General features: G+C 60.8%; 27 protein-coding genes. 7 read left to right on the forward strand and 20 right to left on the reverse strand.

Annotation, left to right across the window (positions count from 1 at the left end):
* Positions 1 to 7: 7 nt before the first annotated feature.
* The 3 genes from TSACC_RS16900 to TSACC_RS16910 are packed head-to-tail and all read left to right on the forward strand — an operon-like array spanning position 8 to position 1,146.
* Positions 8 to 436 carry a universal stress protein gene (locus TSACC_RS16900; protein WP_075080391.1) on the forward strand — a complete coding sequence of 143 codons (429 nt, stop codon included), beginning with the start codon at positions 8 to 10 and terminating at the stop codon, positions 434 to 436.
* Positions 437 to 487: 51 nt separating this feature from the next.
* Positions 488 to 736: a type II toxin-antitoxin system Phd/YefM family antitoxin gene (locus tag TSACC_RS16905; RefSeq protein WP_075080392.1), complete on the forward strand. Its 249-nt coding sequence runs from the start codon at positions 488 to 490 to the stop codon at positions 734 to 736.
* On the forward strand, positions 733 to 1,146 hold the full coding sequence (locus tag TSACC_RS16910) for a putative toxin-antitoxin system toxin component, PIN family (RefSeq protein ID WP_075080393.1): 414 nt from the start codon (positions 733 to 735) through the stop codon (positions 1,144 to 1,146). Before TSACC_RS16905 ends, TSACC_RS16910 begins: the two co-directional genes overlap by 4 nt.
* 80 nt (positions 1,147 to 1,226) lie before the next feature.
* On the opposite strand, the gene TSACC_RS16915 is transcribed toward TSACC_RS16910, so the two are convergent.
* Entirely contained in the window at positions 1,227 to 2,822 is a 1,596-nt protein-coding gene (locus TSACC_RS16915; protein ID WP_075080394.1) for a hybrid sensor histidine kinase/response regulator, read from the reverse strand.
* A gap of 683 nt (positions 2,823 to 3,505) precedes the next feature.
* Between TSACC_RS16915 and TSACC_RS16920 the strand changes: the two genes are divergently transcribed.
* On the forward strand, positions 3,506 to 4,687 hold the full coding sequence (locus TSACC_RS16920; protein ID WP_075080395.1) for a tyrosine-protein phosphatase: 1,182 nt from the start codon (positions 3,506 to 3,508) through the stop codon (positions 4,685 to 4,687).
* A gap of 16 nt (positions 4,688 to 4,703) precedes the next feature.
* Here TSACC_RS16920 and TSACC_RS16925 read toward each other — a convergent pair whose 3' ends face one another.
* The 4 genes from TSACC_RS16925 to TSACC_RS16940 all read right to left on the reverse strand — a co-directional run bounded on the left by TSACC_RS16925 (position 4,704) and on the right by TSACC_RS16940 (position 8,327).
* Entirely contained in the window at positions 4,704 to 5,051 is a 348-nt protein-coding gene (locus TSACC_RS16925; RefSeq protein WP_075080396.1) for a hypothetical protein, read from the reverse strand.
* 147 nt (positions 5,052 to 5,198) lie between these two features.
* Entirely contained in the window at positions 5,199 to 5,651 is a 453-nt protein-coding gene (locus TSACC_RS16930; protein WP_237763988.1) for a hypothetical protein, read from the reverse strand.
* Positions 5,652 to 5,676: 25 nt separating this feature from the next.
* On the reverse strand, positions 5,677 to 7,104 hold the full coding sequence (locus TSACC_RS16935; protein ID WP_075080398.1) for an aldehyde dehydrogenase family protein: 1,428 nt from the start codon (positions 7,102 to 7,104) through the stop codon (positions 5,677 to 5,679).
* Positions 7,101 to 8,327 (reverse strand): saccharopine dehydrogenase family protein, encoded by a 1,227-nt coding sequence (locus TSACC_RS16940; RefSeq protein WP_084400558.1) that lies wholly within the window; start codon positions 8,325 to 8,327, stop codon positions 7,101 to 7,103. Before TSACC_RS16940 ends, TSACC_RS16935 begins: the two co-directional genes overlap by 4 nt.
* A gap of 108 nt (positions 8,328 to 8,435) precedes the next feature.
* Between TSACC_RS16940 and TSACC_RS16945 the strand changes: the two genes are divergently transcribed.
* Positions 8,436 to 8,954, forward strand: coding sequence for a hypothetical protein (locus tag TSACC_RS16945; RefSeq protein WP_075080400.1), 519 nt, complete (start codon positions 8,436 to 8,438; stop codon positions 8,952 to 8,954).
* 233 nt (positions 8,955 to 9,187) lie between these two features.
* Here TSACC_RS16945 and TSACC_RS16950 read toward each other — a convergent pair whose 3' ends face one another.
* The 14 genes from TSACC_RS16950 to TSACC_RS17015 form a co-directional block, all read right to left on the reverse strand.
* Entirely contained in the window at positions 9,188 to 9,868 is a 681-nt protein-coding gene (locus TSACC_RS16950) for an LbetaH domain-containing protein (protein ID WP_075080797.1), read from the reverse strand.
* 74 nt (positions 9,869 to 9,942) lie between these two features.
* The gene (gene cysS / locus TSACC_RS16955; protein ID WP_075080401.1) at positions 9,943 to 11,337 is read right to left on the reverse strand and encodes a cysteine--tRNA ligase; all 1,395 of its coding nucleotides are present in this window, start codon (positions 11,335 to 11,337) and stop codon (positions 9,943 to 9,945) included.
* Positions 11,334 to 11,810 (reverse strand): 2-C-methyl-D-erythritol 2,4-cyclodiphosphate synthase, encoded by a 477-nt coding sequence (ispF, locus tag TSACC_RS16960; RefSeq protein WP_075080402.1) that lies wholly within the window; start codon positions 11,808 to 11,810, stop codon positions 11,334 to 11,336. Before ispF ends, cysS begins: the two co-directional genes overlap by 4 nt.
* A 1-nt stretch (position 11,811) precedes the next feature.
* Positions 11,812 to 12,558 carry an inositol monophosphatase family protein gene (locus tag TSACC_RS16965; protein WP_075080798.1) on the reverse strand — a complete coding sequence of 249 codons (747 nt, stop codon included), beginning with the start codon at positions 12,556 to 12,558 and terminating at the stop codon, positions 11,812 to 11,814.
* A 158-nt stretch (positions 12,559 to 12,716) separates the two neighbouring features.
* On the reverse strand, positions 12,717 to 12,971 hold the full coding sequence (locus TSACC_RS16970) for a hypothetical protein (RefSeq protein ID WP_075080403.1): 255 nt from the start codon (positions 12,969 to 12,971) through the stop codon (positions 12,717 to 12,719).
* Between the two features lie 144 nt (positions 12,972 to 13,115).
* On the reverse strand, positions 13,116 to 13,673 hold the full coding sequence (locus tag TSACC_RS16975) for a flavoprotein (protein ID WP_075080404.1): 558 nt from the start codon (positions 13,671 to 13,673) through the stop codon (positions 13,116 to 13,118).
* The gene (gene gmk / locus TSACC_RS16980) at positions 13,670 to 14,284 is read right to left on the reverse strand and encodes a guanylate kinase (RefSeq protein ID WP_075080405.1); all 615 of its coding nucleotides are present in this window, start codon (positions 14,282 to 14,284) and stop codon (positions 13,670 to 13,672) included. Before gmk ends, TSACC_RS16975 begins: the two co-directional genes overlap by 4 nt.
* Positions 14,277 to 15,143, reverse strand: a complete 867-nt coding sequence (locus TSACC_RS16985; protein ID WP_075080406.1) for a YicC/YloC family endoribonuclease — start codon at positions 15,141 to 15,143, stop codon at positions 14,277 to 14,279. The genes gmk and TSACC_RS16985 overlap by 8 nt, the downstream gene beginning before the upstream one ends.
* A 33-nt stretch (positions 15,144 to 15,176) precedes the next feature.
* Complete coding sequence (locus TSACC_RS16990; RefSeq protein WP_075080407.1) at positions 15,177 to 16,022, reverse strand: ABC transporter permease; 846 nt, start codon at positions 16,020 to 16,022, stop codon at positions 15,177 to 15,179.
* Positions 16,019 to 16,888 (reverse strand): ABC transporter ATP-binding protein, encoded by an 870-nt coding sequence (locus TSACC_RS16995; protein ID WP_075080408.1) that lies wholly within the window; start codon positions 16,886 to 16,888, stop codon positions 16,019 to 16,021. Before TSACC_RS16995 ends, TSACC_RS16990 begins: the two co-directional genes overlap by 4 nt.
* Positions 16,889 to 16,892: 4 nt before the next feature.
* On the reverse strand, positions 16,893 to 17,408 hold the full coding sequence (locus tag TSACC_RS17000; RefSeq protein WP_075080409.1) for a type II secretion system protein: 516 nt from the start codon (positions 17,406 to 17,408) through the stop codon (positions 16,893 to 16,895).
* Complete coding sequence (locus tag TSACC_RS17005) at positions 17,405 to 17,956, reverse strand: magnesium transporter (RefSeq protein ID WP_075080410.1); 552 nt, start codon at positions 17,954 to 17,956, stop codon at positions 17,405 to 17,407. Before TSACC_RS17005 ends, TSACC_RS17000 begins: the two co-directional genes overlap by 4 nt.
* A 48-nt stretch (positions 17,957 to 18,004) precedes the next feature.
* A complete protein-coding gene (locus TSACC_RS17010) occupies positions 18,005 to 20,020 on the reverse strand; it encodes a BamA/OMP85 family outer membrane protein (protein ID WP_075080411.1) in 2,016 nt (671 codons plus the stop codon).
* Positions 20,017 to 23,490, reverse strand: coding sequence for a translocation/assembly module TamB domain-containing protein (locus TSACC_RS17015; protein ID WP_075080412.1), 3,474 nt, complete (start codon positions 23,488 to 23,490; stop codon positions 20,017 to 20,019). The genes TSACC_RS17010 and TSACC_RS17015 overlap by 4 nt, the downstream gene beginning before the upstream one ends.
* 93 nt (positions 23,491 to 23,583) lie before the next feature.
* Between TSACC_RS17015 and TSACC_RS17020 the strand changes: the two genes are divergently transcribed.
* A complete protein-coding gene (locus tag TSACC_RS17020) occupies positions 23,584 to 24,543 on the forward strand; it encodes an MlaD family protein (protein WP_075080413.1) in 960 nt (319 codons plus the stop codon).
* Here the strand turns inward: TSACC_RS17020 and TSACC_RS17025 are convergent.
* Complete coding sequence (locus TSACC_RS17025) at positions 24,540 to 25,094, reverse strand: histidine phosphatase family protein (protein ID WP_075080799.1); 555 nt, start codon at positions 25,092 to 25,094, stop codon at positions 24,540 to 24,542. The two genes, TSACC_RS17020 and TSACC_RS17025, sit on opposite strands and share 4 nt — an antisense overlap.
* Positions 25,095 to 25,304: 210 nt before the next feature.
* Here TSACC_RS17025 and TSACC_RS17030 point away from each other — a divergent pair, with 210 nt between their 5' ends.
* Positions 25,305 to 25,565: a heavy-metal-associated domain-containing protein gene (locus TSACC_RS17030; RefSeq protein ID WP_075080414.1), complete on the forward strand. Its 261-nt coding sequence runs from the start codon at positions 25,305 to 25,307 to the stop codon at positions 25,563 to 25,565.
* The last annotated feature ends 47 nt before the right edge of the window (positions 25,566 to 25,612 follow it).

A 25,612-nucleotide genomic window follows, 5' to 3' on the forward strand; every position in this document is an offset into this window, starting at 1 on the left:
ATCCGTCATGTACCACCACATCCTCATCCCGGTGGAGAACAGCCCCGCCGACGAAACGATCCTCGACCACATCAAGCCGCTCGCGCGCTGGTCGAATGCCTGCATCGTCCTCCTCCACGTGGCCGACGGCTGGGTCGCCCGCAACTACGACCAGCTCAAGCTCGCGGAGAGCGAGGAGATCATCGAGGACCGCGCCTACCTGGAGCGCCGCGCGAAAGAACTCACCGCCGAGGGATTTACCGTCACGTATCATCTCGCGATGGGCGAACCTTCCGACGAGATCGTGAAATTCGCCAAACAGGATCACATCGACCTCATCGCGATGTCGACCCACGGCCACCGCTTCATCAGCGACCTGCTCTACGGCGCCACCGTGGACAAGGTGAGGCACCTCGTCGACATTCCGGTCTTGTTGCTGAAGGCGAAGGATCGGTAACGGCCCAAAAGCACGCTTGAAGATTCATCCATATCATCTATTTTAGATGATATGACGATCATTGCCGCAAACGAGGCCAAGCAGAGCTTTGGGAAAGTCCTCGATGCTGCCCAACGAGAGCCGGTGCTGATCCAAAAGCACAACCGGGCAACTGCGGTCATTCTCTCCGCTGAAGAGTATGAGCGCCTGCGCGGCATCAATACCGCCGAATTTGAAGCTTTTTGCGATCGCGTCGGCGAACGTGCCAAGCAAGCAGGACTGACGGAGAAGAAGCTTTCCGATCTCTTGGATAATCCATGATCCCACCGCGCCGTTGGGTCGTGGATACCAATGCGCTCATCAGTCGCCTCCTCCTCCCGACATCAGTGTCTGCACACGCTGTTCAAAAAGCGCTGTCTTCAGGTGATCTCATTGTATCCGATGCCACCCTGCAGGAACTGGCAGACGTTCTGGGCCGCCCAAAGTTTAACAAGTATCTCTCTCCGGAAGAGCGCCGAGAATTCTTTCAACTCCTCAGTCGGGTCGCGATACGCATCGAAGTTTTACGCCCCATCAAAGCTTGCCGCGATCCCAAGGATGACAAATTCCTCGAGCTGGCAATCAATGGTAGAGCGGACGCGATCATCACGGGCGACGAAGATCTGCTTGTTCTCCATCCTTTTCTCGGGATCCCAATTCTGAGCCCGAAATCGTTCCTTGATCAGATGTAAGAGCTGGGATCAGTTAATACCTCCAGACCCCCGGTCAGTGTACTGAAAAGCACGGAGATCTCGCGCCGAAAAATGTCTTCCTACACCCTTCCCAGCAGCGCCATCAGCTCGGCCTGCTCGACGGGTTTGACGAGATGGGCATTGCAACCAGCCTCCAGCGAGTTGCGGCGGTCTTCCTCCTGGCCCCAGCCCGTCAGTGCGATGAGCGCGATATTTTCACCCCACGGCTCCTGCCGGATGAGGCGCGCCACGTCGAGCCCGCTCATGCCGGGCAGGCCGATATCGAGCAACACTACGTCCGGACGAAACTCTGCCGCCGCCGCCAGCGCGGCCAGGCCGTCATGCGTCGTGCGGGTTTCGTTTCCGCCCATCGCCAGCAGGATGGCCATGGACTCCGCCGCGTCGACATTGTCATCGACCACGAGAATGCGCCGACCTCGTATTGCCTGCGCCTTCACCTCCGGCGCTTCTTCTCCCGATTCGCCTAAAGATTCGTCATAAAGCGGAAGGCGAACAAGGAATTCACTCCCGTGCCCCAGCCCTTCACTGAACGCCTCGACCGTGCCATCGTGCATCTCGACCAGTCCCTGCACGAGCGTTAACCCGATGCCGAGCCCGCCGTGCATGTGCTCCTGAGATTTACTCGCCTGGCGAAACATGTCGAAGATATGCGGCAACTGGTCAGGTTGAATGCCCACGCCGGTATCGGCCACCTTCACGACGACCTTGTCCGCCTCCGTCCAGACTTCCAGAGAGACCCGGCCGTTGGCATCCGTGTACTTGCAGGCGTTATTCAGGAGATTGCTGAAGACCTGGGTCAGCCGGGCGCGATCCGCCAGCAAGTACACAGGCTCGGCGGGCAACTGCACGACGATCTCGTGACTCAGGCGCTCAGCCAGAGGACAGCATACCTCGAGCGCCTGCTCGATGACCGGAGCCAGCTCCACCCGCGACTTGCGCAAAACCAGTTTGTCGCGACCGACCCGGTTGACGTCGAGCAGGTCGTCCACCAGACGCACCATCTGCCCGAGTTGACGCTCCATTGTCTCGGTTGCCTGGCGGACCAGATCCACGTCGGCCTCGGAGTGCTTCAGGACATTGAGCATGTTGACCAGCGGAGCGAGCGGACTGCGCAGTTCGTGCGCCAGCATGGCGAGAAACTCGTCCTTGCGGCGGTGCGCCTCTGCGAGTTCCTCCTCGGCTTGTTTCCTCTCGGTGATGTCGCTGAAGATCGCCGCCACGCGACGCTGCTCAGGCTCGTCGATGCGAAACGCATATACGCTGAACCATCGCCCCATTCCCTCGCCGCGCTCCTCAAACCGGATCGATTCGCCCGTCTCAGCAACGCGCCCGTAAATCTCATGCCAGTGTTTTTCATGAGCTGGCACCATCTCAAGAATCGTCCGACCCTCGGCATCAGCCAGCCCCGTGTGCTTTTCAAACGCCGGGTTTACCTCAAGAAACCGGTAGTCCACCGGCTGCCCAGTAGCATCGTAAATCATCTCGAAGACGCAAAACCCCTCGTCAATCGAATTGAAGAGCGTACGATAACGCTCCTCGCTCCGCCGAAACTTCGCTTCCGTGCGCAGGCGACGTTCCGCCTCGCTCTCGGAAAAAATCTCACCCTTAGCCGCGGCTACGGCAAACACATCATCGGGCAAATGCGAATCGGTCATAATCTGGCGGCAAACCGTCGCGCCGTCTTGGTGGGTTGTTTGACCAAAGATACATCGTCCTTTTCTGGTCGGGGACGCGCATGCCGATTCGACTCATCCATATTACCGAGTCTGGCAAACTCGGCAAGTGCTCCGCATGCAATTCACCGAAATTTACGCATGGTGTCTCCTAAGGTAATACATGCGCCCCGGGGCACATTAGCTACACAACCGCGAACCCCCGGTTTTTACTAATCACTAGTTTTTTAGAATAAGTTCAACGTGAGGAAAAGCTTCCCGGAGAGCGCCGAACAGGATGACCACGCTTGATGGCTCGGATGTCAGCACGAAACCCACACCCCCCTTGTCTGAATCCATCATCCGTAATTTCTCATCCCCCCACTTCGTCGAAAAACGTCGGCGGCATTCGAACTACACCTGCTCCTGCACGTGTAGAAGAGCTTTGGAGAATACTCTCACTCCGTCTCCTGAAAGATGTTCACCGACACGCCACCGCAAAAGAGAACCGCTGGAGCACCCTGGGCTTGTCACATCCCGACAAAATGGAGAGCACACCGATCTCCCAAACCACGACGGATCTTTTGAATGCTCGCATCGATCCATACTGAAGAAACTGGCGGCCTCCAATGCAAGCCGCCAAATCCCCTTTACCCACCGAAGCGAATTTTTGACAATCCGGCACGATGAAAAGCCGTACGTTCCTGATCGCGCTGGTGTGGGCTCTTCCAGGGTTGCTGCACGCCGAGATCGTCCTGAAATCACCTGCCCCGGATGCCACCATCTCGACAGTCGCCCCCGAACTCCGCGCCTTCCTCGACATGCCGCAGGAACAGCGTCGCGAGTTTTTTAACGATCCGGAAAAGCGCAAATCCCTCAACAAGGTTCGCAACGCCCAGCCCTACGCCTTCACCTGGGAGTGCACCGATGGCGAACACGGTCCCTTCCGGGTGGTGATTTCCGAGAAGGAAGATTTCTCCACGCCATCGCCAGCTCTCGCCTTGCCAACGGGCAAGGACGCATCCCCCAACGAAGCCCGTATCGCGAATTTCCTCATCGAAAAAACCTACTACTGGAAAGTCGAGGGCCTGGATGCGAATGGCCAGCCCACGTCTTCACAGACGGCTCGATTTCATACCGATCCGCTCGCTCCGCGCCTCCTCACCATTCCCAATATCGAAAACGCACGCGACCTCGGAGGCCGCACCGGGCTCGATGGCCGCAATATCCGCCAGGGACTCATCTATCGCTCCGCCGGACTGAATGCCAACAGTCCCGATTTCGACTGGGATCGCACGAAGTGGAAGAAGGAGCGCATCGAGGACTTCCGCATCGGCGACACCAAGCTCTCCCCGGAAGGCGTCGCCTACATCAACGACGTGCTGCGCTGGAAGACCGATCTCGACCTGCGAGGCCCGGGCGAAGTCGCCACCATGAAGGAATCTCCCGCCGGACCAGCCGTAAAGTGGGTTCACAACTCGTCACTCTCCTATGGCAAGGTCTTCGGACAGGACGGAAACTGCACCGGCGAGGGCCCGGAAGCCATGGCCAGAAACTTCCGCCTCTTCTGCGACCGCGCCAATTACCCCATCGAGTTTCACTGCATCGCCGGAGCCGACCGGACGGGCGCCCTCGCCTACGTCCTCAATGGGGTGCTGGGCGTGAAGGCCGACGACCTCGAAAAGGACTGGGAAATCACCGCCAACAGTTATTTCAAGTACGAGAAAATGTTCAACGACCTCTCAGGAGGATTCGAAAAATTCGGCGCGCCCGGCGATCCGCTCCACAAGAAGATTGAAGCCTACCTTCAAAAGATCGGCATCACTCCCGAGGAGATCGCCTCCTTTCGTGCGATCATGTTGGAGTAGCCAACATTCTGCGGAGCTAAACCGCGTCCAATTCAGCCATCAGTCCCTCATAGTCGCTTCCGAGGTCTGACCTCCAGACCTCCAGAGCGTTGAGGATTTTCTGCCGACCGTTCTCCTTGAGCGCCCGGTAGCCGATAAACGAAGGAATAAAGACTATGAGGAAAATCGGAATAATGCTAAGGATGCCCATCATCACCATCATGATGCGGAAGGACTTCAGGTTCATCCGATAGTCAGCAATCGCATTGCGGATGAAGAGCGACTTCGCCTTGCGAATCTCGTCCGTGGGAAGAGTCGACAGCGACGCCACAAAGGCCGTTAGTGCCGCGGGATCTAGGGAAAGCTGGGAGGCGCTGGTGTTCATGGCTGCGTCGCAAGGCTACCCGATTTTCGCGGATGGACAAGGCCGTGCGAACACTCTCCCTGAAGGATTCCCACACGATGGGGCAGCCAACCTTACTCCCACTGAATCAATGAAAGAAGGCCTGAAATCCGCGCATCCTTTTCCAGGTCAACGCAGCCTTTGCTTTAGGTCAGGATGTTCCTCGGAAAACTCCTGGATTCTTTTCAGCATCTCCTTGCCGTCGCCGTTCACGTAGTACTTCGGTGCTTCCGACGGTCCATGAGTATTGTAATACGACACGATCACCATGGACAAAATCTCCTTCGCCGCCCGGGGTTTTGATTGTTCGATAAAATCGATGGCCCTCATCGCCGCCAAGGCCCCCGGTTGAGAGCCCTGCTCAAGGCCGGAGCCGACCTCGGTTATTCGTTTGACGACCTGTTCAGGCGGCACACCTTCGGCGGCAAAAGCCCTTACCATTCGCCTTGCTGCCAACTCCACCTCGGAATCAACCTGCTGCCCGCGGATATACGACCCGGAACCAAATCCGATGATGAATACCAAAACGGAAGCCAATCCATACCAAAAGATTCGCATCAGCGGAAAGGTTGTACTCCTCATCTTCACTTTTCAACGGCGAGAAGAATCACCCGAGATTAACAATCAGGCTCCGTGGCTCGGTCATTTCCTCCATCGCGTAGCGGATTCCTTCGCGACCGAAGCCGCTGTCCTTCACGCCGCCGTAGGGCATGTTTTCCACGCGGAAGGTCGGGACCTGATTGATCATCACGCCGCCAACATCGAGAGCTTCATAAGCCTGAAAGGCTTTGGTGATATTCGGCGTGAAGACACCCGCCTGAAGGCCGAAAGCGGAGTCGTTCACAATGTTCAGCGCTTCCTCGAAGGTGTCGTAGGGCTGGAGCACGGCGAGCGGAGCGAAAGCTTCCTCGCAGGAAACCGCCGCATCGCCGGGAGCGTTTTCGATCAGGACGGGATGCAGGAGCGAAGCTCCCTCGACCTTGAGCGGGGTGAGAAGTTTCGCCCCGGCAAGCTCGGCATCCTGAATCCAGTCGACCACCTTGTCGCGAGCGCGGGAGTTGATCATGGGACCGACGATGGTGGCGGGAAGCGAGGGGTCACCTGCTGCGATCTTTTCGCGAATATAAGCAATGAGTTCGCTACGGAAGTCCTCATAAATCCCACGCTGGACGAGGATGCGCTGCACGCTAATGCACGACTGGCCCGCGTAGCCATATGCGCCTGAGGCGACCTTCGGAATGGCGGCGCGCCAGTCCGCGTCGGATTCGATCACGACTGCGGCATTGCCTCCGAGCTCGAGAGCGACCTTGAGCTTCGCGGCCTCAGTCTTGAGCTTCCAGCCCACATCGACACTGCCGGTGAAGCTCAGCATCTTGATCCGCTCATCCATGAGGAGTTGCTTGATATGCTCGTGACCGAAGGGCGTGACGTTGATCTGCCCCGCAGGCAGGCCCGCCTCGTGCAGCACCTCGGCAAGGAGCAGTGCGGAAAGCGGAGTTTTCAGCGCAGGCTTGAGCACCATCGTATTTCCCGTCGCGATGGCGGGAGCCACCTTGTGAGCGACGAGATTGAGCGGGAAATTGAAGGGTGTGATCCCAAGGATGACGCCGAGCGGAAACCGCCGCACGAGGCCAAAGTGATTGCGCCCCGGTTTTGTGGCGCCCATCTCGAGGATCTCTCCCGGAGGGTGTGCCGTTTCATGCGCTGCCTGGCGAAAGCAGATCTCCGCGCGCTCGACCTCCACGCGGGCAAAGGTCACCGGCTTGCCCGCCTCAGCGATAAGGGTGGCGATGAAATCCTCACGCCGCGCCGCAATGCCGTCCGCGATGCGCGTGAGCAACTCGGCGCGCTCGACCGGAGGCGTCTTGCGCACAACTTCAAATGCTGCCGCCGCCGTGGCGACCGCCTCCTCGACCTGCGCCGCCTCCGCCACCGCGATCTCGGCTACGAGTTCACCATTCCACGGATTTTCCACCGCGTGGCTCTCGCCTGAGTTCACCCACGACCCGTTCAGATAAAACGCCCGGTTGCTCATAGTCTCTCCACTTCACGCTTCTCAACGAAAATGGGCAATCCTTCGCGCGTGAAATTTGCCATGAGCTCCTCGGGATCGAGGGCCTCCGGCATCATCACGCCGCGCTCGGGGATCTTCCCCATCACGAGGAGCTTGGCCGTGAGCGCAGGCGGGATACCCGTTTGTACCAGCGTAAGTGAGTATCCGTAGCGCTCGTAGGTATCGCGGTGGTTATCCATCGAGTAGACAAAGTACTCCACCCTGCGGCGGTCCTTCGTACCGCGTACCTCCGTGCCCACGCAGGAGTACCCGTCCACGGTGGGACCGAGTTGAGCCGGCTTCGGCAAATGCGCGCTCGCCACCCGGACGGGGGCGACCTCCACGCCATCGACCTTCACCTTTTTCCAGGTGTCGAGGTTGAGGAGTTGGAGGGACTTCGAGATATTCACCACCTTGTCCGGGACGCTGTACTTGAAGACCGAATACCGCACGCCCTTTTCCACAAAGGGCGGATAAATCCCGAGACTCACGCCCTCCTCGTGGGCGACGGCGTAGGTTTTCTGAAGGCCAATCGGATCAGGAAACCGGACCCATTCCACCTCCGTCTCCAGCGGACGTCCGCTAATCACCCGGCCATCCTTCACGAAATACGGCGCAGCGCCCAGCTCTTCAAAGAATGTCTCTGGCGAAAACAGCACCGCAAAGCGGTACCCTCGCACCTCGGCGTTATCCGCATCCAGCACGCGAATGCTGGATGCCGTGTCGAGACGATCCATCGCCCAGCGGGCAAAGACGTTTACCGCCCCGGGGTCCATCCCCATGCAAAGAATGCCTGCGAGGCCGCGCTGCAGGTAGGCGTCGTTGAATTTCTCAATCTCGGCCTCGAAGGAATTCTTTCCCGGTCGTTTCACGCCGGGGGGCGAATAAATATCTGCCGCCATGTCGAGGTAATGCGATCCGGCACGTAAGCAGGCCTCCATCACGGAGTGATTGGTCTGGCAGACGCAGGCATTGCACGTCACCTCGACCTTGTGTTCTTTCATTAATGCAGCGAGACGCTCCGTCTCCATGGCGTTTGCCTGCACGACCACGAAGCGGCTCTTGGGTGTTCTCGCTGCAAGCTGTTGCGCGAAAACAGGATCCAAATCCGCCAGGATAATCCTGTCGAAGCAATCATACTCATGGAGCTTCTGCCCGATGACAGAGCCCACGCCGCCTATCCCGATGACCATTGCGTTAGCCATACTATAGGGTGCTTATACGTAACTAAGGTACCCTAAGTCCTTTATTTACACAAGTCGCAGAGCTTTCCTCTGGACAGTCGAAAGCGGGAATTTGCACGCTCGGCGCGCGTGATCAAAGCACTCATCCTTGCTACCTTCTGCCTTCCTTTTGCACTCACCTCCGCCCTCGCAGGGCTTCAGGATTTTGACATCTCGACCACACGCGAAAAGCTCAGTCAGGACCGCGGTCGTGACTCCGGCAACATGACAGTCACCTCGCGCGAGATCCGGTACCGTATCGACGTCAAGAGCCGCTCATTCAAGCCTCTCTCCAACGTCGAGGTAAAATACAATATCGTCTATCAGGACCAGCAGGAAGGATCAAAGGACGATGGCCTTTTGCAATCTCACAAGGGTTCCCAGAAGTTTGACAAGGTCGATCCCAATGGATCTCTGGTCGTCAGTACCGAACCATTTCAGCTCACGACCCATCAACTCGACGGCAACTGGGTGTGGGCGAATGGCGCAAGCAACAAGGCTTCGGACCGCGTGGTCGGCATCTGGACCCGCATCTATGTGGACGGTCAACTCAAGCAGGAATACTGCAACCCTTCCACCCTGTCCAAAAAGGTGGACTGGAAAGACTGAATCTCCCCCCGATATCCCACTCCCCATACCACCAGGAAACCCGTCCTGCTCACGGCTCAAACTCGATCTTGGTCGTGCTCGTGCGAGTGATCATTCCCTCCTTGAAGTAGCAGTGGCTGGCACAAGCCGGCCATGAAAATGGCGTGGAGTCCTCCTCTGTCACCGCGGATCAACTCCCTCGCGGGGTGCGTTCACCAATCAGGGCAACTAATCGCCCTGTCGATAGTCCCGCGTCAGTCGCGGCGCGGGACGATGTCGACCGGCTGGCGGACCTTGGCGATCTGGTTTTCGCCCAGCACGCCGCGCCATTGGATGCCAGGATAGAGAATCGACCGGCGACCGATGATGGAACCGGGCGAAAGCACACTATTGCAGCCCACCTCGGCTTCATCGCCGACGATGGCGCCGAATTTCCGCAGTCCCGTTGACACCGGCTTTCCCTCAGGACCAACGAGCGACACCTCGCGTTTGTCGAGCTTCACGTTGGAAAGGATCACGCCCGCGCCAAGGTGCGCCTTGTAGCCGAGGATGGAGTCTCCGACGTAGTTGTAATGCGGCACCTGCGCTTCGTCGAAGACGAGACAGTTCTTGAACTCGCACGAGTTGCCCGCCACCACGCCATTGCCGATGATGACGTTTTCGCGAATGTAGCAGCCGTTGCGGATCTCGCATCCCTCGCCGATCCAGGCCGGCCCCTTGATCATGGCGCCATGCTCGATGACGGTGCCGCGCCCGATGAAGACCGCGTTGCTGATGAACGGCTTGCCGATCAGCTTGCCATAGATGCCGGGCTTGAGGCGAAATTGCAGGTACGCGGAGATTTTCGGGAGGGCCTGCCACACTGCCTCCACGTTCTCGAAGATCACCCTGTGTTCCGTACGGGTGAGATCGAGAAAACGGTCTGGCTCGAACATCGACGCACTATGCGCGACACCGCGCCCGACCGGAAGCGGAAAAACTCCCGGCTCCATCGGCGCGATGGATCGCTCTACCCCTTGCGGGAGACTTTCTGGCCGTCCTTTGTGTCCTTCACCTGCCAGCCGAGGGCGAGGATCTGGTCGCGCAGCACATCGCTGAGCGCCCATTCCTTCTTCACACGGGCTTCGGCACGCTGATCGACCAGCGACTGCACCTCGGCGGGAACACCCTCGTCGTCGGCAGAGAAATTCAGCACCGAGTCGATGCGCTCGCGCCAGGCGAGAAGCGACCGCGCCTGTCCCGGCGTGAGCTGCCCGGCATCGAGCAGGCGATTGGACTCGCGGATAAGCTCAAATAACGCGCCCAGCGCAGCCGAGATGTTCAGATCATCGTCCAGGGCCGCACCGAATCGCTCGGGGTCGAGGCTCTCAGGCAGCGGCTCCGGCGTGGTCGAGGCGGTTTCCTGCAACCGGCGGCTCCACTCGTCGAAGCGGGCCAGCGATTTGCGGGCAGCCTCAAGGCTCTCGAAGGTGAAATTCAACTGCTCGCGATACTTCACGGAAAGCAGCACGTAGCGCACCTCCCGGCCAGTCCAGCCCTTGGCCTGGAGGTCGCGGAGGGTGAAAAAATTTCCCTCGCTCTTGGCCATCTTGCGGCCATCGACGAGGAGGTGTTTGCAGTGCAGCCAGTAGCGGACGAAGGGCTCGCCCGTCACGCTCTCGCTCTGCGCGATCTCCGCTTCATGGTGCGGGAAGATGTTGTCCTCGCCACCGCAGTGAATATCGAGGCTCGCGCCGAGGATCGCCGTCGCCATCGCGCTGCACTCGATGTGCCAGCCTGGGCGTCCGCGTCCCCAGGGGCTTTCCCAGAAGACATCGCCATCGGCTTCGTCCCACGCCTTCCACAGTGCGAAGTCGCCGATCTGCTCCTTCTCGTACTCGTCGCTGGCCACGCGGCCGGAGGGTTGGAGTTCGTCGAGATTGAAGTGCGCCAGCTTGCCGTAGTTTGGGAAGGTACGGATGCGGAAGTACACCGACCCGTCCTCCGCGCGATAGGCGTGGCCCTTTTTCACGAGGTCGGAGATCATCTCGATCATCCGCGCGATGTGATTCGACGCCGTAGCCTCGGGATAGTGCGATGCGCGCTTGATTCGCAGCGCATCGAGATCCTGGAAGAACGCCTGCTTGTACTCCCGGGTGAACTCACCCAGCGGCACCCCGGCATGGCGGCACCCGCGGATGGTCTTGTCATCCACGTCGGTGAGGTTCATCACGCGATCGATCGTGAACCCGCGAAACTCCAGGTGACGCTGGAGCAGGTCCTCAAAGACGTAGGCGCGGAAGTTGCCGATGTGCGCGTAGTTGTAAACCGTCGGGCCGCAGGTGTACATGCGCACGCGGTTCGGGTCCGCCGGCTGAAAGTCCTCGATCTCTCTGGTGAGAGTATTGAAAAGGCGAATGCTCATTGACGTTCGATGGCGGCGACCGCCATGGCGGCTATCCCTTCCCCGCGCCCGAGGAATCCCAGTTTTTCATTGGTCGTGGCCTTGATGCCCACATGACCGGGAGGCAGGCCCAGCGCCCCGGCGATGTTTTCCTTCATGGCCATGAGATGCGGCCCGATCTTGGGCGCCTCGGCGATGAGGGTCGAGTCGATGGTATTCAGCACATGCCCGCGCTCGTCCAACACCGCGCGCACACGCCGCAGGATCTCCAGGCTGCTGATTCCCCGTATCGACTCATCCGTATTGGGGAAAAGATGCCCGATGTCGGGCTCGCCCGCCGCGCCGAGGATGGCATCGGCGATGGCATGGCACAGCACGTCGGCATCGGAATGCCCCTCGAGCCCGAGCGGGTAATCAAAGGTCACGCCGCCCAGCACGAGGGGACGCCCCTCCACCAGGCAATGCACGTCGTAGCCGATGCCGGTCGCAAACATCTCAGAGTCCCAGGTCGAGTTTTCCGCTGTACGCGACGATGCCGTATTTCTCCTTCACCGTCTCGTGTGGGGTGAGGGTCACAATGCCGCCCGCCTTTTCGACGAGGAGCAGTCCGGCGGCGATGTCCCAGATACTGATCTGGCTTTCGATATAGGCGTCGAGACGTCCACAGGCCACATAGGCAATGTCGAGAGATGCGCTGCCCATCATACGGCACTTCTTGGCAGAACGTGCCATGCGCTCAAAGAGCGGGAGTCCGCGGTCGATCGACTCGGAGGTCTTCGCCACGCCCACCGAGACCACAGCCTCGGAGAGCTCCTTCCGCTGGCTCACCTGAATGGGCTGGCCATTCAGGGTGGCGGGAGAGCTTTCATCCACCGCCCAGAGGTCGTCGCGCATCGGATCGTAGATCACACCCGCGATGATCTGCCCCTTGCGGCGCAGCGCGATGGAGACGGCAAAGTGCGGGATGCCGTAAAAGAAATTCACCGTGCCATCGATGGGATCGATGATCCACTCGTACTCGCTCCCGGCCTCGCCGCGCACGCCTTCCTCACCGAGGATGGCATGATCGGGGAAACGCGAAAGCAGCAGCGACTCGATCAGCGCCTGGCTGCGGCGATCGAGCTCCAGCTTGATGTCGTGCGCCTCGTTGGCGTCTACAGTGAGGGGACGCTCAAAGGCGGCGCGCAAAAGGCCGCCCGCCGCCTGCGCGGCTTCGATAGCTGGTGTGAGATAGTCGGACACGGGTTCGGTTTTAGAGGGAGGCGCGACCGGGGGCAAAAAGATTTTCGCTCCCGGACCTGGCAACAAAGTCCCCCGCGCCATCCGGGCAAAAAATTTGGGAGAAGCCTTTCGGCCTCTCCCAAATCAAGTTGAGTCGTTCGCGGCCGCGAACAACCAGTTTATTTCTTGGTCGCTTTTTTGGCGACTGGCTTCTTGGCAACGGTCTTCTTGGCGACCGGCTTCTTGACTGCTGCGGCCTTCTTGGCCACCGGCTTCTTAGCGACCGCTTTCTTAACGGCGGGCTTTTTAGCTGCGACGGTCTTCTTGGCTGCGGGCTTCTTCGCGACTGCTGCCTTCTTGGCCGGAGCGGCCTTCTTGGCAGGAGCTTTTTTCGCGGGAGCCTTCTTGGCTGCGGGTTTCTTAGCAACTGGCATCAAATTTCCCCCCTTTCCATTCGCAACGGCGAAAGATTGTGAAAAGCATGTGAATAACTCACTATGCGCTGTGAATAAGTCGCCGTTTCTCTCTCGTCAACGAAATTTTCTCGATTTTCTCTTGATTTTTGCGCGCCAATTTATTCACGCAATTTCGCCCTGTGGACCGCGGAGCAAGATTTCATGAGCCTTCGCGACGATTTCGTCCGTCGGCCAGAGTCGTCCAACTCCTTCATATCCGCAGGCTAACATTCCCTCTTCCGGACCGATAAACTCGGCTCCGCGCTCGCGCAGAGTCGCGACATTCTTCTGCGTCGCAGGATGCAGCCACATCTTTCCGTTCATCGCGGGAGCGATGAGAAACGGTGCGCGCGTGGCGAGCGAGATGGAGGTGAGCGCATCATCCGCAATGCCGTTCGCAAGTTTCGCGAGGACATTGGCTGTCGCTGGAGCGATGAGGAAAAGATCCGCGCGGTCCGCGAGATCAATGTGCGTCGGTCTCCAGGACTCCTTTTCATCAAAGACGCCGGTCGTCACGGGATTGCGCGATAGCGTCTGAAAGGTCATCGCGCCGATGAATTGCGTGGCGTTCCCGGTCATCACGACATGTACGCTGCATCCGTCGCGCGTGAGGCGGCTGGTGATATCCGCCGCCTTGTAGGCTGCGATGGAACCGCAGACACCGAGAACGATCGTTTTCATGGCGTATTGACGTAGCGGCGGGTGAGCTGGCGCTCCGCCTGCATGATGGCACGGAAGCTCTCCACATCCTCGGGAGGCGTCCGGCTGAGGATGGTGTATTTGTACTCGTACCAGCGCTCCATCTCGGCCACGGCATTGCGCACGCGCAGGGCGATCTGCTCCGGTGCCTCGGTGCCGCGCCGCTCCAGGCGCTGGCGGAGTTCCTCCACGCTGGGAGGCATCACAAAAACATCGGCGAGCGAATCGGTGATGAACTTGTCGCCGCATCCGCGAATGGAAGCCGCGCCCGCGATGTCGACGTCGATCAACACATCGACGCCCTTGCGCAGGTTCTCTATCACCGTGCTCTTCAGCGTGCCGTAGCAGCGGCCATGCACCTCGGCGTATTCCAGGAACTCCTCCGCCTCCACGCGGCGGGTGAATTCCTCCTGGGAAAGAAAGTGGTAGTGCTCGCCATCACGCTCGCCGGGACGCGGCGCGCGCGTGGTGCAGGAGACGGAATACACGAAGTCCTGGTTGGCGCGCAGGCCGGCGCAGAGCGTGGTTTTTCCTCCTCCGGACGGAGCGGAGAGAACGAACAGGACGCCGGTGCGTTGGAAGGTGCTATTCAATGTTGGCAAGTTGTTCGCGTATTCTATCAAGCTCGGCTTTTGCGTCCACGACCACACGTGAGATTTCCGAGTCGTTGGCCTTGGAGCCGGTCGTATTCCACTCGCGCCCCATCTCCTGAGCGAGAAACTCCAGCGTGCGGCCGACAGGGGCGTCGGATTTCAACGCATCGCGAAATTGCGCGATATGGCTGTCGAGCCGCGTCAGTTCCTCCGCGATGTCGCAGCGTTCGGCAAAGACGGCTATCTCCGTGGCGAGCCTCGGCTCCATCACGTCGATGGGCAACTGCGCGGACTCCAGGCGGCGCAGCAGATTCTCGCGCTGGCGCTTCGGCACATTGGGCGCGAGCGTGCGAACGCGCTTCACCATCGCGGCCATGCGGGTGAGCGATTTCGCCAGATCCTTTTGCAGATGCGAGCCCTCGCGCACTCTCATCTCCAACAGAGCGTCGAGCGAAAGCCCGAGCGCCTTCTTCACGGCGGGCAGCACGTCGCGCTCCGACGGATCACCGGCACGGATCACGCCTGGCGCGGCCAGCACGGTCTCCAGGCTGATCTCGCCGGTAAGGCCGAGATGTTTCTGCAAAGCCTTTGCTTCTTTCAAAAATGCCGCGGCGCGGCTGCGGTCAATGAGTCCGTGGACGGAATCGTCTGTCGTTTCGATCGCCACCGATACCTGCACCTTGCCACGCGAGACGCGCTTGAGGACCTCCTCGCGCACATGCGGCTCCAGCCAGGCGAGTTCGCGGCCGGCAGCCAGCGAAACCTCGGCTTGTTTGCGATTGACGGAGAAACACTCCACGACAGCACGCACCCCCTTGGCGGCGGTCTCTCCGCGTCCGTGGCCGGTCATGCTCTTCATCGGAAAATCTCTAGCGGGGCGGAGCGCCTGTTGTCACGACTTGAAGTCCCGTCGCTCAAAGACCGCCCAGCCGATGATGAAGAGCGTGACATTGATGGCAAAGAGAAACACGTAGCTCTCCACCATCGTCTCCCATGGCACCCGCGCCTGGAAGACCTGGATCCAGGCCGACATCTTGGTGGTCAGAAACCATCCACGGATGCCTTCAAAGAACGGAACGCTCCGCACGATCACATCGGCAAAGAGCAGCGACAGCGTGATGATCGTCGCCGCCGCCGGTTTCATGTTGAAGCACGACAGGCAGAAGGCCAGTAGCGTCACCGTGCACAGGCTCAGCGCCAGCAATGGCAGCGCAATCGCGTAACGCGCCAGCCCCGGCCAGAAATCGTGAAAGGCAAAGATGCCCGCCGGAGGATCGATCACGAACAAGCCTCCCGGGCCACTGTTCAGCAAACCCACTCCCAGTGCGGTGAGCCCCACGAAGAGCGTCAGCACGATCGTGTACAGCAACGTCACGATCACCTTGACCGTCAGGATGCGCGTGCGGGAGATCGGGCGGCACAGCATCATGCGCAGCGTACCGTCCTCGACTTCCTTGCTAACCACATCGCCCGCGACCAGCGCCAGAAACAGCGCCTCGAGTAGAAACACCGTCCACGCCACGATGAGCAGGCCCAGCGTGAGACCGGAGAGATATTGCGTCGGGTCGTACCCCATCCGCTCGATCGCGCCTGAGAGCGACCTTTGCACCGGCGGCAGCCGCAGCAGGAAGAGCACGACGATTTCAAAAACGAGAAACGCGCCGAAACCGATAAACGTCCGCTTGCGGGCGAAGAGCTTGCGGGTTTCCCCGCGCAGTTGGAGCCAGAAGAGATTCATCCTGTCGTACGCTCCAGGTAAAAACTTTCCAGTGTGCGCTCGAACGGTTGCACCCGGCTCACCCGCACGCCGCCGCGCACCAGCGCATCGACCACATCCGCGATCTCCAGCCCGTCTGGCAATGCCACGTGGGAATCCGTGCGAACGACCTTGAGCGCCGCAAGAACACGGTCCGCCGCATCCCACGCATCGACTTCCAGTTCCCACTCCGGTCGTGCATCACGCCAGTTGCCGCAATACATCAACCGCCCCTGGTGGAGGATGGCGACGCGATCGCACAGCTGCTCAACCTCCGAAAGCAGGTGCGAGGAAAGCAGGATCGTCAGCCCATGTTCGTCGCGCAGCCGCAGGATCATCTCGCGCATTTCGCGAATGCCCTGCGGATCGAGTCCCTCGGTCGGTTCATCGAGCAGGATAAAATCGGGATCGGGCAGCAAGGCCTGCGCGAGGGCGAGCCGCTGCCGCATGCCGTGGCTATAGGTGCGCACGGGATCATTTATGCGTTTCTCCAAGCCCACCAGCCGCAGCACATCCTGCATGCGCTCCCGGCTTACCGCTCCGCTCAGCGAAACGAAGAACCGCAGGTTCTGCCAGCCGCTCATGTAATCGTAGAACGACGGCGTCTCAAAAATCGCCCCGACCTTTTCCAGCGCGCGCGGGCGGTCCTGCGTCACCGAGTGCCCGGCGATAAAGGCATCGCCCTCGTCGGGATGCACATGCCCGAGCATCATGCCGAAGGTCGTGCTCTTGCCCGCGCCGTTGTGCCCGAGCAGGCCGAAAATCTCGCCCTTTGCGATCTCGAGCGAGAGCGAATCGAGCGCCTTGCGCCCGCGCCAGGATTTGGAAAGACGTTCGAGCCGGACCACTGGGTTACTCCGTAAAAAGCCGCAGTTCCTTCGTCGCGTGGCCGTCGGCGAAGAGGTGGTTCACCTTGTTATCCGAGTACGTGTGCCAGCCCTCCTTGTCGACCAGCACGGGAATTCGGCCCAGATCCGATACCATGCCGAAGAGATTCAACGCCGCGAGCCTCTGGCCATTGAGCGCGCTGTCCCAGTAGTAACTCGTGCCGGTGTCTCGAAAGTACCGGCGATCCGCGGGACAGGCGAAAACCCGCTGGTCGTCGACGTAGGAGTTCAGCGTGTTGTCGATCACCGGTACGTCTTCGTTACGAGAAGCTCGACCGGCCTTCAGATCCGGCATGGTCGAGTCATGCTCGGCCAGGTAGGCGCTCAGCGCCACGCCCAGCCCGCGGAGATTGCCGAGACATTTCGCCGACTCGCCCCTTGCCTTCACCATCGAGAAAAGCGGCACGGTCAATCCCGCCAGCAGCACGATGATCCCGATCGCAACCATCATCTCGATCAACGTGAAAGCCCGCCGTCTCATGGCCGCTGCGCCGCGCGCTGGAGTTGCTCGATCACGGGGGCGAAGTCGAGTTTCACGTCGGCATTCGCCTCTTCGTAAAAGCTGCTCATGCCCTGATTCACGATCTTGCGCACCTCATCCTCCTGCATGCGCTGGCTGATCTCGGGATTATCCTTTTCCAGATTCTCCAACGCCCGCTTCACGATGCGCTTGCGCCGCTCGGGGTCCATCTTGTTCAGGGCGAGCATGAACTGGCGGAAACCCTCGGGCATCGTCATTTCGATGAACTGCTTTCGCTCCTCCGGGGTGAGTTGTTCGAAGAACCTCCGATCCGATCCCCCGCGGCGCAATTCCTGCCGCTCGTCGAAATTCAGCCGGTTAAGCCGGTCCGCCACGCCGCGAATCACATCCTCTCGCGCCGGTTCGGAGAGCGAAGCCAGCGGATGCTTTTCGATGTAGGCCTGCAGCGAGGCTGGAGTGGGTTTCAGCCCGCGCATCCAAAGCATGACCCCCGCCGCCACGGCCCAGACGACCAGCAGTACCACGACGATCCTGACGACGCGATTCATGCCTTTACTTACGCATGAGGTCCGCCGGGAGCAACAGGGGAATCATCCTCAAAAGGTGAAGCCAAATCCGAACTGCCACGCGCCGACCGGATCGCCCTCCTTGCGAATGAGGTTGTACCCGTAGTCCACGCGCAGCGCCCCGATGGGCGTGTAGAGCCGCGCTCCGAGCCCCGGCCCGACTCGCGTATAACTCCACGATAACGACTCCAGGCTGGGAGAAAGGTTGCCTACATCGACAAAACCCGCCACGTACAGCGCGCGCCAGATGGGCCACTGGATTTCCGCATTGCCGAGCAGGTAGGCCATGCCGCCGACCGGATAGCCGTTCTGGTCCTTCGGCCCGAGGCCATCAAGCTGGAAGCTCCGGACGGTATCCGGTCCACCAAGGAAAAAACGCTCGGGAATGGGCGCCGTGGTGTCGTTGTCGTAGGGAACCATCAGCCCGGCCCGGTGGTTCAGGATCAGAAAGGGAACAAAAGGCCGCTCCGGCGTGATTTTGCGGAACGGAATGTACCAGGTCGCCTGCACGGATAGCCGGAGAAACGACACCTCGCCAGCCAGATAGCGCGACGCGACATCGCCCTGCCAGTTGAGGAAGTACCCCTTGGTCGGCGAGAGTAGATCGTTGCGGCGGTCGAGCGTCTGTTCAAAGCTCACCGCGCCCAGGGTGTAGTCGTCGAGCACATCGTTCGCCTCATCGGCGTAGATCACGGTATTGGTCACGGCCTTCCACTGATACCCCGCCCGCCAGCCTGTAAGGTTGTTCTGGTCATATTGCCGCTCCACGTTGAAACCGCCTCCGTATTGACTCACTTGGAACGCCGGAGTCTCCTCGCGCTGGGCAAATCCGCTCACGGTCGCGATGACCGGCGTGCGCAGGAAAAACGGATCGGAGAGCGCGGCCTGGATGCCGTAGTTCTTGGTCGAGATGTTGCCGCGCAGCGAGAATCGGTTGAGCGTGCCGAGGAAATTGCGGTCCGTATAGGTGGCATCGGCAAATCCGCGTTGCCACTGCCCATACCCGAGCGTGGTGGTGAGCTGCTTTGCCGCCGTTTCCGTCACCTTCACCACCATGTTGACCGTGCCATCGGAGGTCGGCGTCTGCCGGGCATCCACATCGGAGAAGGCTCCCGTAAACCAAAGCCGCCGGATTCCGGCATCCACCGTCGCGGCATCATAGGTTGCACCGGCCTTCACCCCGAGACGCTGAAGGATGGCCGTAGTGAGCGTGCGCCGGTTGCCCGTCACTCCGATCGTCCCCAGGCGAAACTGGCCGCCCGGTTGCACCGCGATCACGATGCGTACTCCCCCGGTCGCTGAGTCGAAGGTGGTCTGCTGGGTCACGACCGCGTTGAAGTACCCGTTGGCTTTTAAATAATCCTGCACCTGCGAACGAATCGTCAGTTCCTGCCCCGGATGATAAACACCGCCTTGCGCCCGCCTCGCAATCTCGTGAATTTTTTCCGGGAGCTCGCTGGAGCTCTCCACCACGGCCTGGTCGACGACAGACTGAGGGCCGGGCGTCGCGGTGACGGCCACATTCACCATTCTCTCCACAAAGTCCGGCTTAACCTGCACCGTTGCACCTAGGAAACCATCCTGCACCAGCGCCTGCCGGATGCGGTCCGCTGCGCTTTCGGTCGCGCTCTGCACATAGCGCAACGCTCCAAAGGGGTTCCGCGTCGCCTGCCGCATTTCCGCCGTGAAGATATCCTCCATCCGCTCGGCGGTGATCGCCTCGCCGCCGGAAAACGTCATCTTTCCCAGCAGGTACTTGGGCCCCTCGCTAATGGTGAAAAACACCGTCGATCCAGCGAAGCGATACTCCACATCGGCCTCCGGCAAACCCTGCTCGAATAGAAACTCCCGCAAAAAATACGCCGCGTCGTCCGCCGTGGTTGGTTCGATCGGCGGCGTAAGGTCGATCTCGTAGCGACCCAACGCCTTGATCAACTGCGCACGGGTGTAGGTTTCGTTTCCCTCAAAGACAAACTCCGTCGCCTGCTGCGCCATCGCCACCGCGCACCAGACGAGAAAAGAAAGGAGTGCCAGCCCGCGTCTCATCGGAACCTCAGCTGGTAGGTAACGCCGGCATTGTAATAGCCGTAGCTGTCCCGTTCGCTCATCACGGAAATCCCCCGCCAGATCTCGAACCGCCCGCGGATGCCTGCGCGGTCGTACGGATCGACCGGCGGCACCGCACTGATCTGGAGGCGATTGACCAGCGACTCGACATCGAAGCCCTTCGCATCGATCTGCCGTAGCAGCGTGCGCAATACCAGCAGCCCCCCCTGCCCCGCCGCGGCCTCGCCGAATCCCGCCCCGGCATACGCACCCGGCGCGAAGCCTGTCGTCAGCAAAAGCACGATCGACTCCTGTGGCAGCGGCGGCTCGGAGCGCAGGATGAGATGCTTTTCATCCAGCGGACCGTAGGCATACGCCTGCACCGTGTAATCCAGCGCCTGCGCCGTGGCGTGAATGTCCAGCATCGGCACCCACGGGCTGGCGGGCGTGAAGGTTATCTCGCCCTGCGGGATCTGCATCGTACTGAAGGGAAGGTACGCGCGCGTATCCTTCAGCGTCACACGCCCGGAGGGCACGGGATTTCCCAGCGTGCCAACGATGCGCAGGTCGGGAATGATTTCCCCCGATGCGATGTTGCCAACGATCTTGAATGGCGTTTCGTTGGAAATCCCGATGTCCACCGTCCAGCCGGCAAATGGGGGCGGGGCTAGCCCCGCCAGCACCGGCGGAACCCAGAGCGGGCCGTTCACCGGCGATGGCACCAGCAGCGGCGTGATCTCCAGCTTCCTGTACACCCGCCCATCAACGAGCTTCACCACTCCCGTGACGGAACCGCCCGAGTTGTCACCCCGGGCACGGATATCGAGATTGGCGCGCAGCCGCAGACCGGCATCGCGAGCCAGGAGGATCTTTCGCCCGGTGAATGCGATGTCGTATTTCAGATTCTTCGGATCGGAAAACGTGACGCCTCCCGTGACCTGAAACGGACCCGCCGCCATGTCGCCCGTGAAGCGCTCGACGGCTACACTGTCCGAGTCGAAGCGCATGGAGCCATTGAGATTCCCGATGATCGGAGCACGGGTGGAAATCTGGAAGCTGCCGCCCGCTAGCGCGATCATGCCTTCCACCTTGGGCTTCGCAAGCGTCCCGGATAGAGTCAATCCACCCGTCAGCGTTCCAGTCAGCCGCCGCATCGGGGGAAAGAATGGCTGCAACGCGCCCACATCCGTGCGCGGCACGGAGACATTTCCCGCGATGGTGCCGTCAGGATTTGCCCAGACCAGCTTGCCATCCGCTCCGCGCACGAAACCAAAGGGAGTCTGCGCCGAAATGGTGAGCGACGGGAAGCCGGGGGTTGCCAGCATTCCCTCGAGTGAAGCCTTGCCATTGGCTGCGCGCAGGGTGGCGTCGAAATTCGCGCGGGGGCTGGTGTGATCCTCCATGCGCACGGCGAGGTCGCGGCCTTGCAGCGATCCATCCACCACCAAGGCGGAGGGCAGGCCGGAGGCTTTCAGGTTCAGCGCCACCGTGCCCTCCGTAGGAAGCGCCTGACCGCAGAGCCGCCCGAGATCGGAAATGCTGAGTGCGCCCGCCGTTGCCACATTGGCCGCCACCTCCCGACCGGCGATCAGGGCGTCACCCAACGGCTTGCGGGCCACGAGGGAGGAATAGTCAACCGGCAGGTACATTTCTCCACCGGCCAATGGAGTTGCCCCCGAGACGAGCTTGAGCCCGGAAACCGCGAGTCCCTCCGGCGTGAATGAAAGCGCTGCCGTGAGTTGCAAGGGGCCGGAGGAAAGCTCGCAAGCCGTGAGGTTCAGCGCCGTCGGCGAGTACGATCCGGCGAACCTCCCATTCAATCCGCTCGCGGTCTTTTCCGTGAAGAGATCGCGCAGTGCGATGTCAAAAGTCCCCGAGTGCCCGGCCTCGCTCCCGCTGCCATCCCATTGCGCCGTGAGGCCGCCGGAATATATCCCCGAGGCCTCCGATCCCGGAATGAGCGACAGAAACGGGCTGATCTCTCCCAGGTCCGCCCGCAGTGTGCCGGAGTACGCAAAGGGCTTTTGCAACGCCACCTCGCCCGAGCCGCGAATCGTATCCGTCCCGCTCTGGATCTCCAGCGAGGTGATCGTGGCCTTTCCATCCCGGAAAACCGCCTCAGCCCGCGAGCGGTCGACCATCAGGCCGCGAAACGACGCCTCGCCCGTCTCGATGCTGGCGGAACCATCGAGGACGCCCGCCTTTCGCGACACCGCTCCGAGCATCGACACCCAGCCCGCCGCATCCTCGCGCGGCGCTCCAAGCCACTCCGCCAGGTCGCCGCCTTCCGCACGACCTCGGAGATTCACCAGGAAGTCTCCCTTCTCCGCGTCGAAGTGGCCACCGGTCGTGGTCAGTTCACCCTCGCCTTCCAGCGAGCTTTGCTGCCGCGCGATGGAGAAGCGCTTCACCCGCAGCACCTCGTTTTCATAGGACGCCGCGGCTTCCAGTGTGTCGCATGAGCGTCCCTGCCACACGAGGTCCTTCAGCAGCAGGCGGGTCGACGAACGCGCCTCGAAGGGCCGCTCGGGGATCCCCCGGAATGCATACCCACCCTCGGCCAGTGTCCCTGTCGCAGCGGGAGCGAAGTTCATGAGTTCGCAAAGAGGTGCGAGGGAGACATTCCGCGCTGTCACGGTGGTATCGATGCCCGGAAGCCCGCGATAGCCGATAAAGGTGATCTGCCCGTTCAACGTTCCGCCAAAGGCATTCCCATCCAGCGTCAGCGTGATGCCCTCGAGCTGGGTGAACCGCGCTTCGAAAAGATTCACCTTCATGTCCGGGCGCAGGGTGAAGTCGGAGAGCGACGCCGTGCCTCGCCCCCACTGCGTCACCGCATGCAGCGGACCGATCCGGGTATGGATGCCGCCGGCATTCACCTCCGCCCACTCTGCCGTGAGGGTTCCCGGCTGGTCTTCGCGAAAATCCGCCGCCGCATTCATCAGCCGGTAGGATTGGTCGATACCGAGAAAGGTCAGATCCGCCTGGCGAAGACGCACCTCGTGCGGGAGGAACTTCAGGATGGTCTCGGCCTGGAGGCGTAGTTCCTCCGTCGTCAGATCCGGAATGTGCGGAGGGGGCGGCAGCGCCGTCGGCCTCAGGTCAAAGCTCCCCTGGATGCCCTGAATCTCGGCCAGCCCGATGAGCCGCTGCCTTCCTTTCCAGACGCTCCAGAGATTGGAGAAATCCACCTGGAGCCGCTGCACTCGGACATCCGTGCCGGAGCGTTTCGGGTCATCGGCATAAATATGGACATCGGTAAGCACGACCGGGCGCCCCGCCGCGACCTGCACCTCGCCGATCGTGATCTTCCACCAAGCCATCCCGATGACATGACGCAGGCCCTCCCGCAGTGCGACGCCGAGCAGCAGCGGGTGAAACACGAAAGCAAGGAGCGCCATGATCGCCAGGGCGACGAGAAGGCGTCTCCAGCGCGAGAGCCGGACGCGCGGACACGGCTCCCCGGTCATGGGAGCTCGGTCTCCGGAGTTAGGCCTTGATACGTCGAGTCCGGACGCATAGAGAACAGCTACATTACGGCGTCAAAGCCGACTCGTGGGAACATGAAAAGCAAGAATTTCGGCGATTGGGCGGTCGCATTGGTGGTGGTCGCATGCAGCGTGGCACTTTTCGCCGCGCTTGCCATGGCTTTAAGCGGTCGCCTGATTACACAACCGGGCCGCACCCTGAAGGTTTATTTCCACGATGTCACCGGCATCAAGGTCAGCTCCAATGTCCGTTACGCCGGAGCTCCCGCCGGACGTGTCGCAGGCATTCGCATGCTCTCGCCGCAGGAACGCATCGCCACGGGCGACCCGCGCAATGTCGTGGAGCTTTCCCTCGCCGTTGACCGCCGCGTTCCCGCCTTGCCCGCCGATGTCGAGGTAAGCGTGGCCGCCGATACACTACTGGCGGACAAGTTCATCCTCATCTCGGGAGGCAATCCTTCCGGTCCCGAGCTGGACGACAAGGTTGTCCTGCAGGGCATCACCCCAGTCACCTTTGACCGTCTCACCCGCAATCTGGACGGCGTCATCGACGGCATCGCAGGCATCCTGAAGAGTTCGCCCGGCGACTCGAGCGATCTTTTCGACCGCCTCCAGGCTTTCATTCAGAACGCCCAGCAAGCCCTCGACGAGGCGCGCGGCCTCATCACCTCGGCCAAGCCCGTCGTGCAGGACGCCTCCGCTCTCCTCACCGATTCGCGTCAATTGATCACGACGAACCGCGATGGTATCACCCGCACGGTGACGAATCTCGAGCGCGCCAGCGTATCCCTCGACAAGCTCACCATCCGCGCCACGACCTTCATCAACACGACAGAAACCAAGATCACGCCTCTCCTCTCGGATTTCCGCGTGACCGCCGAGAATCTCAAGATCACCTCGACCTACACACGCTTCCTCCTCCGCAGCCTCGCGGCGCGCCCGCAGCAGCTCATCTGGGGCAACCGGCGCCCGAACGAGCTCCCGAGCCCCGAAGAAATCCTCAAGTCGGCCAAGCCGCTGCCCTACAATCCCTAGCGGTTCCAGCGCCGGATTGCCGGCAGGTCAAACTCCCGGTCCAACACCGAGATACACCCGGTCTGGAGCATGAGCTGGGCGGCAAAAACCGGCGGCAAACCGAGATAGCACGCAGTCAGCGTACGCAGCAGATGCCCGTGAGCAAAAATCGCGACGGGGCCGGGTTCGTTCTGAACGCGCTCGAGCACCCGGCGGGCGCGGTCGGCTACTTCTTCATGCGTTTCACCACCTGGATACCCATGCGTCCAGGGCGACCATGCCGGTTCCTTTTCCCGGATCTGCTCGACCGTCAGGCCTTCGTAATCACCGTAGTTCCACTCCATCAGGTCGTTGTCCGTGACGAGCCGCTGGCCAAACCCGCAAATCTCCGCCGTCTCCCGCGCCCGGGCGAGTGGACTGCTCAGGATCGTCTGAAACGAAAAACCCTCCAGCTTGAACGCCGCTTTCCTCGCCTCCGAGCGGCCTTCCTCGTTCAGCGGCATGTCTTTGCGACCCGTGTGCAGACGCAGGTCCGTCCAGTCAGTGCGTCCATGACGTATGAGTACGATCATTCCAGACACGTTGCATCCCATGCGCCAGCGAGCAAGCGGCAAAAACCTCCCGCCCTCGCAGAGACTCGCGAATATTCCTGCGTCCCCAGCCATGGAAGGCCCGTCAAACCGCCTCATCCCCCATGAAATCATCCGGGGATTCCCCGCAGGAAATCCCTTTCCCTCCACCACTTCCGGTGCAAACATGGAAAAGCAATCGCTTCGAGCATTATGAAACATCACGGCTTCGATGAGTTGGACTTGATGATTCCCGAATTGCACGATCCCGAGCAGGAAGCCAGGGCCGGAGCGGCTCTGCGCGGCATCTCGGGTATTGAATCCGTGCGCTTCGTCACCGGCGGCGCCCTCGTCACCTACCGCGCCGACAGCGTGAGCAAGGACGAGATCTGCCACACCCTGCGGCAGGCCGGGTTCCGCGCGAGCACCTTTCAGGACTCGTTTTCCGGCGCTACCGGTGTCTCGTCAGATTGAGCAGTTCGCAGCAGGGATGATGGGTTTACTGAAGGATTTCCGTACGC

The organism is Terrimicrobium sacchariphilum, from assembly GCF_001613545.1.
In the GTDB taxonomy this organism is placed as follows: Bacteria; Verrucomicrobiota; Verrucomicrobiia; order Chthoniobacterales; family Terrimicrobiaceae; genus Terrimicrobium; species Terrimicrobium sacchariphilum.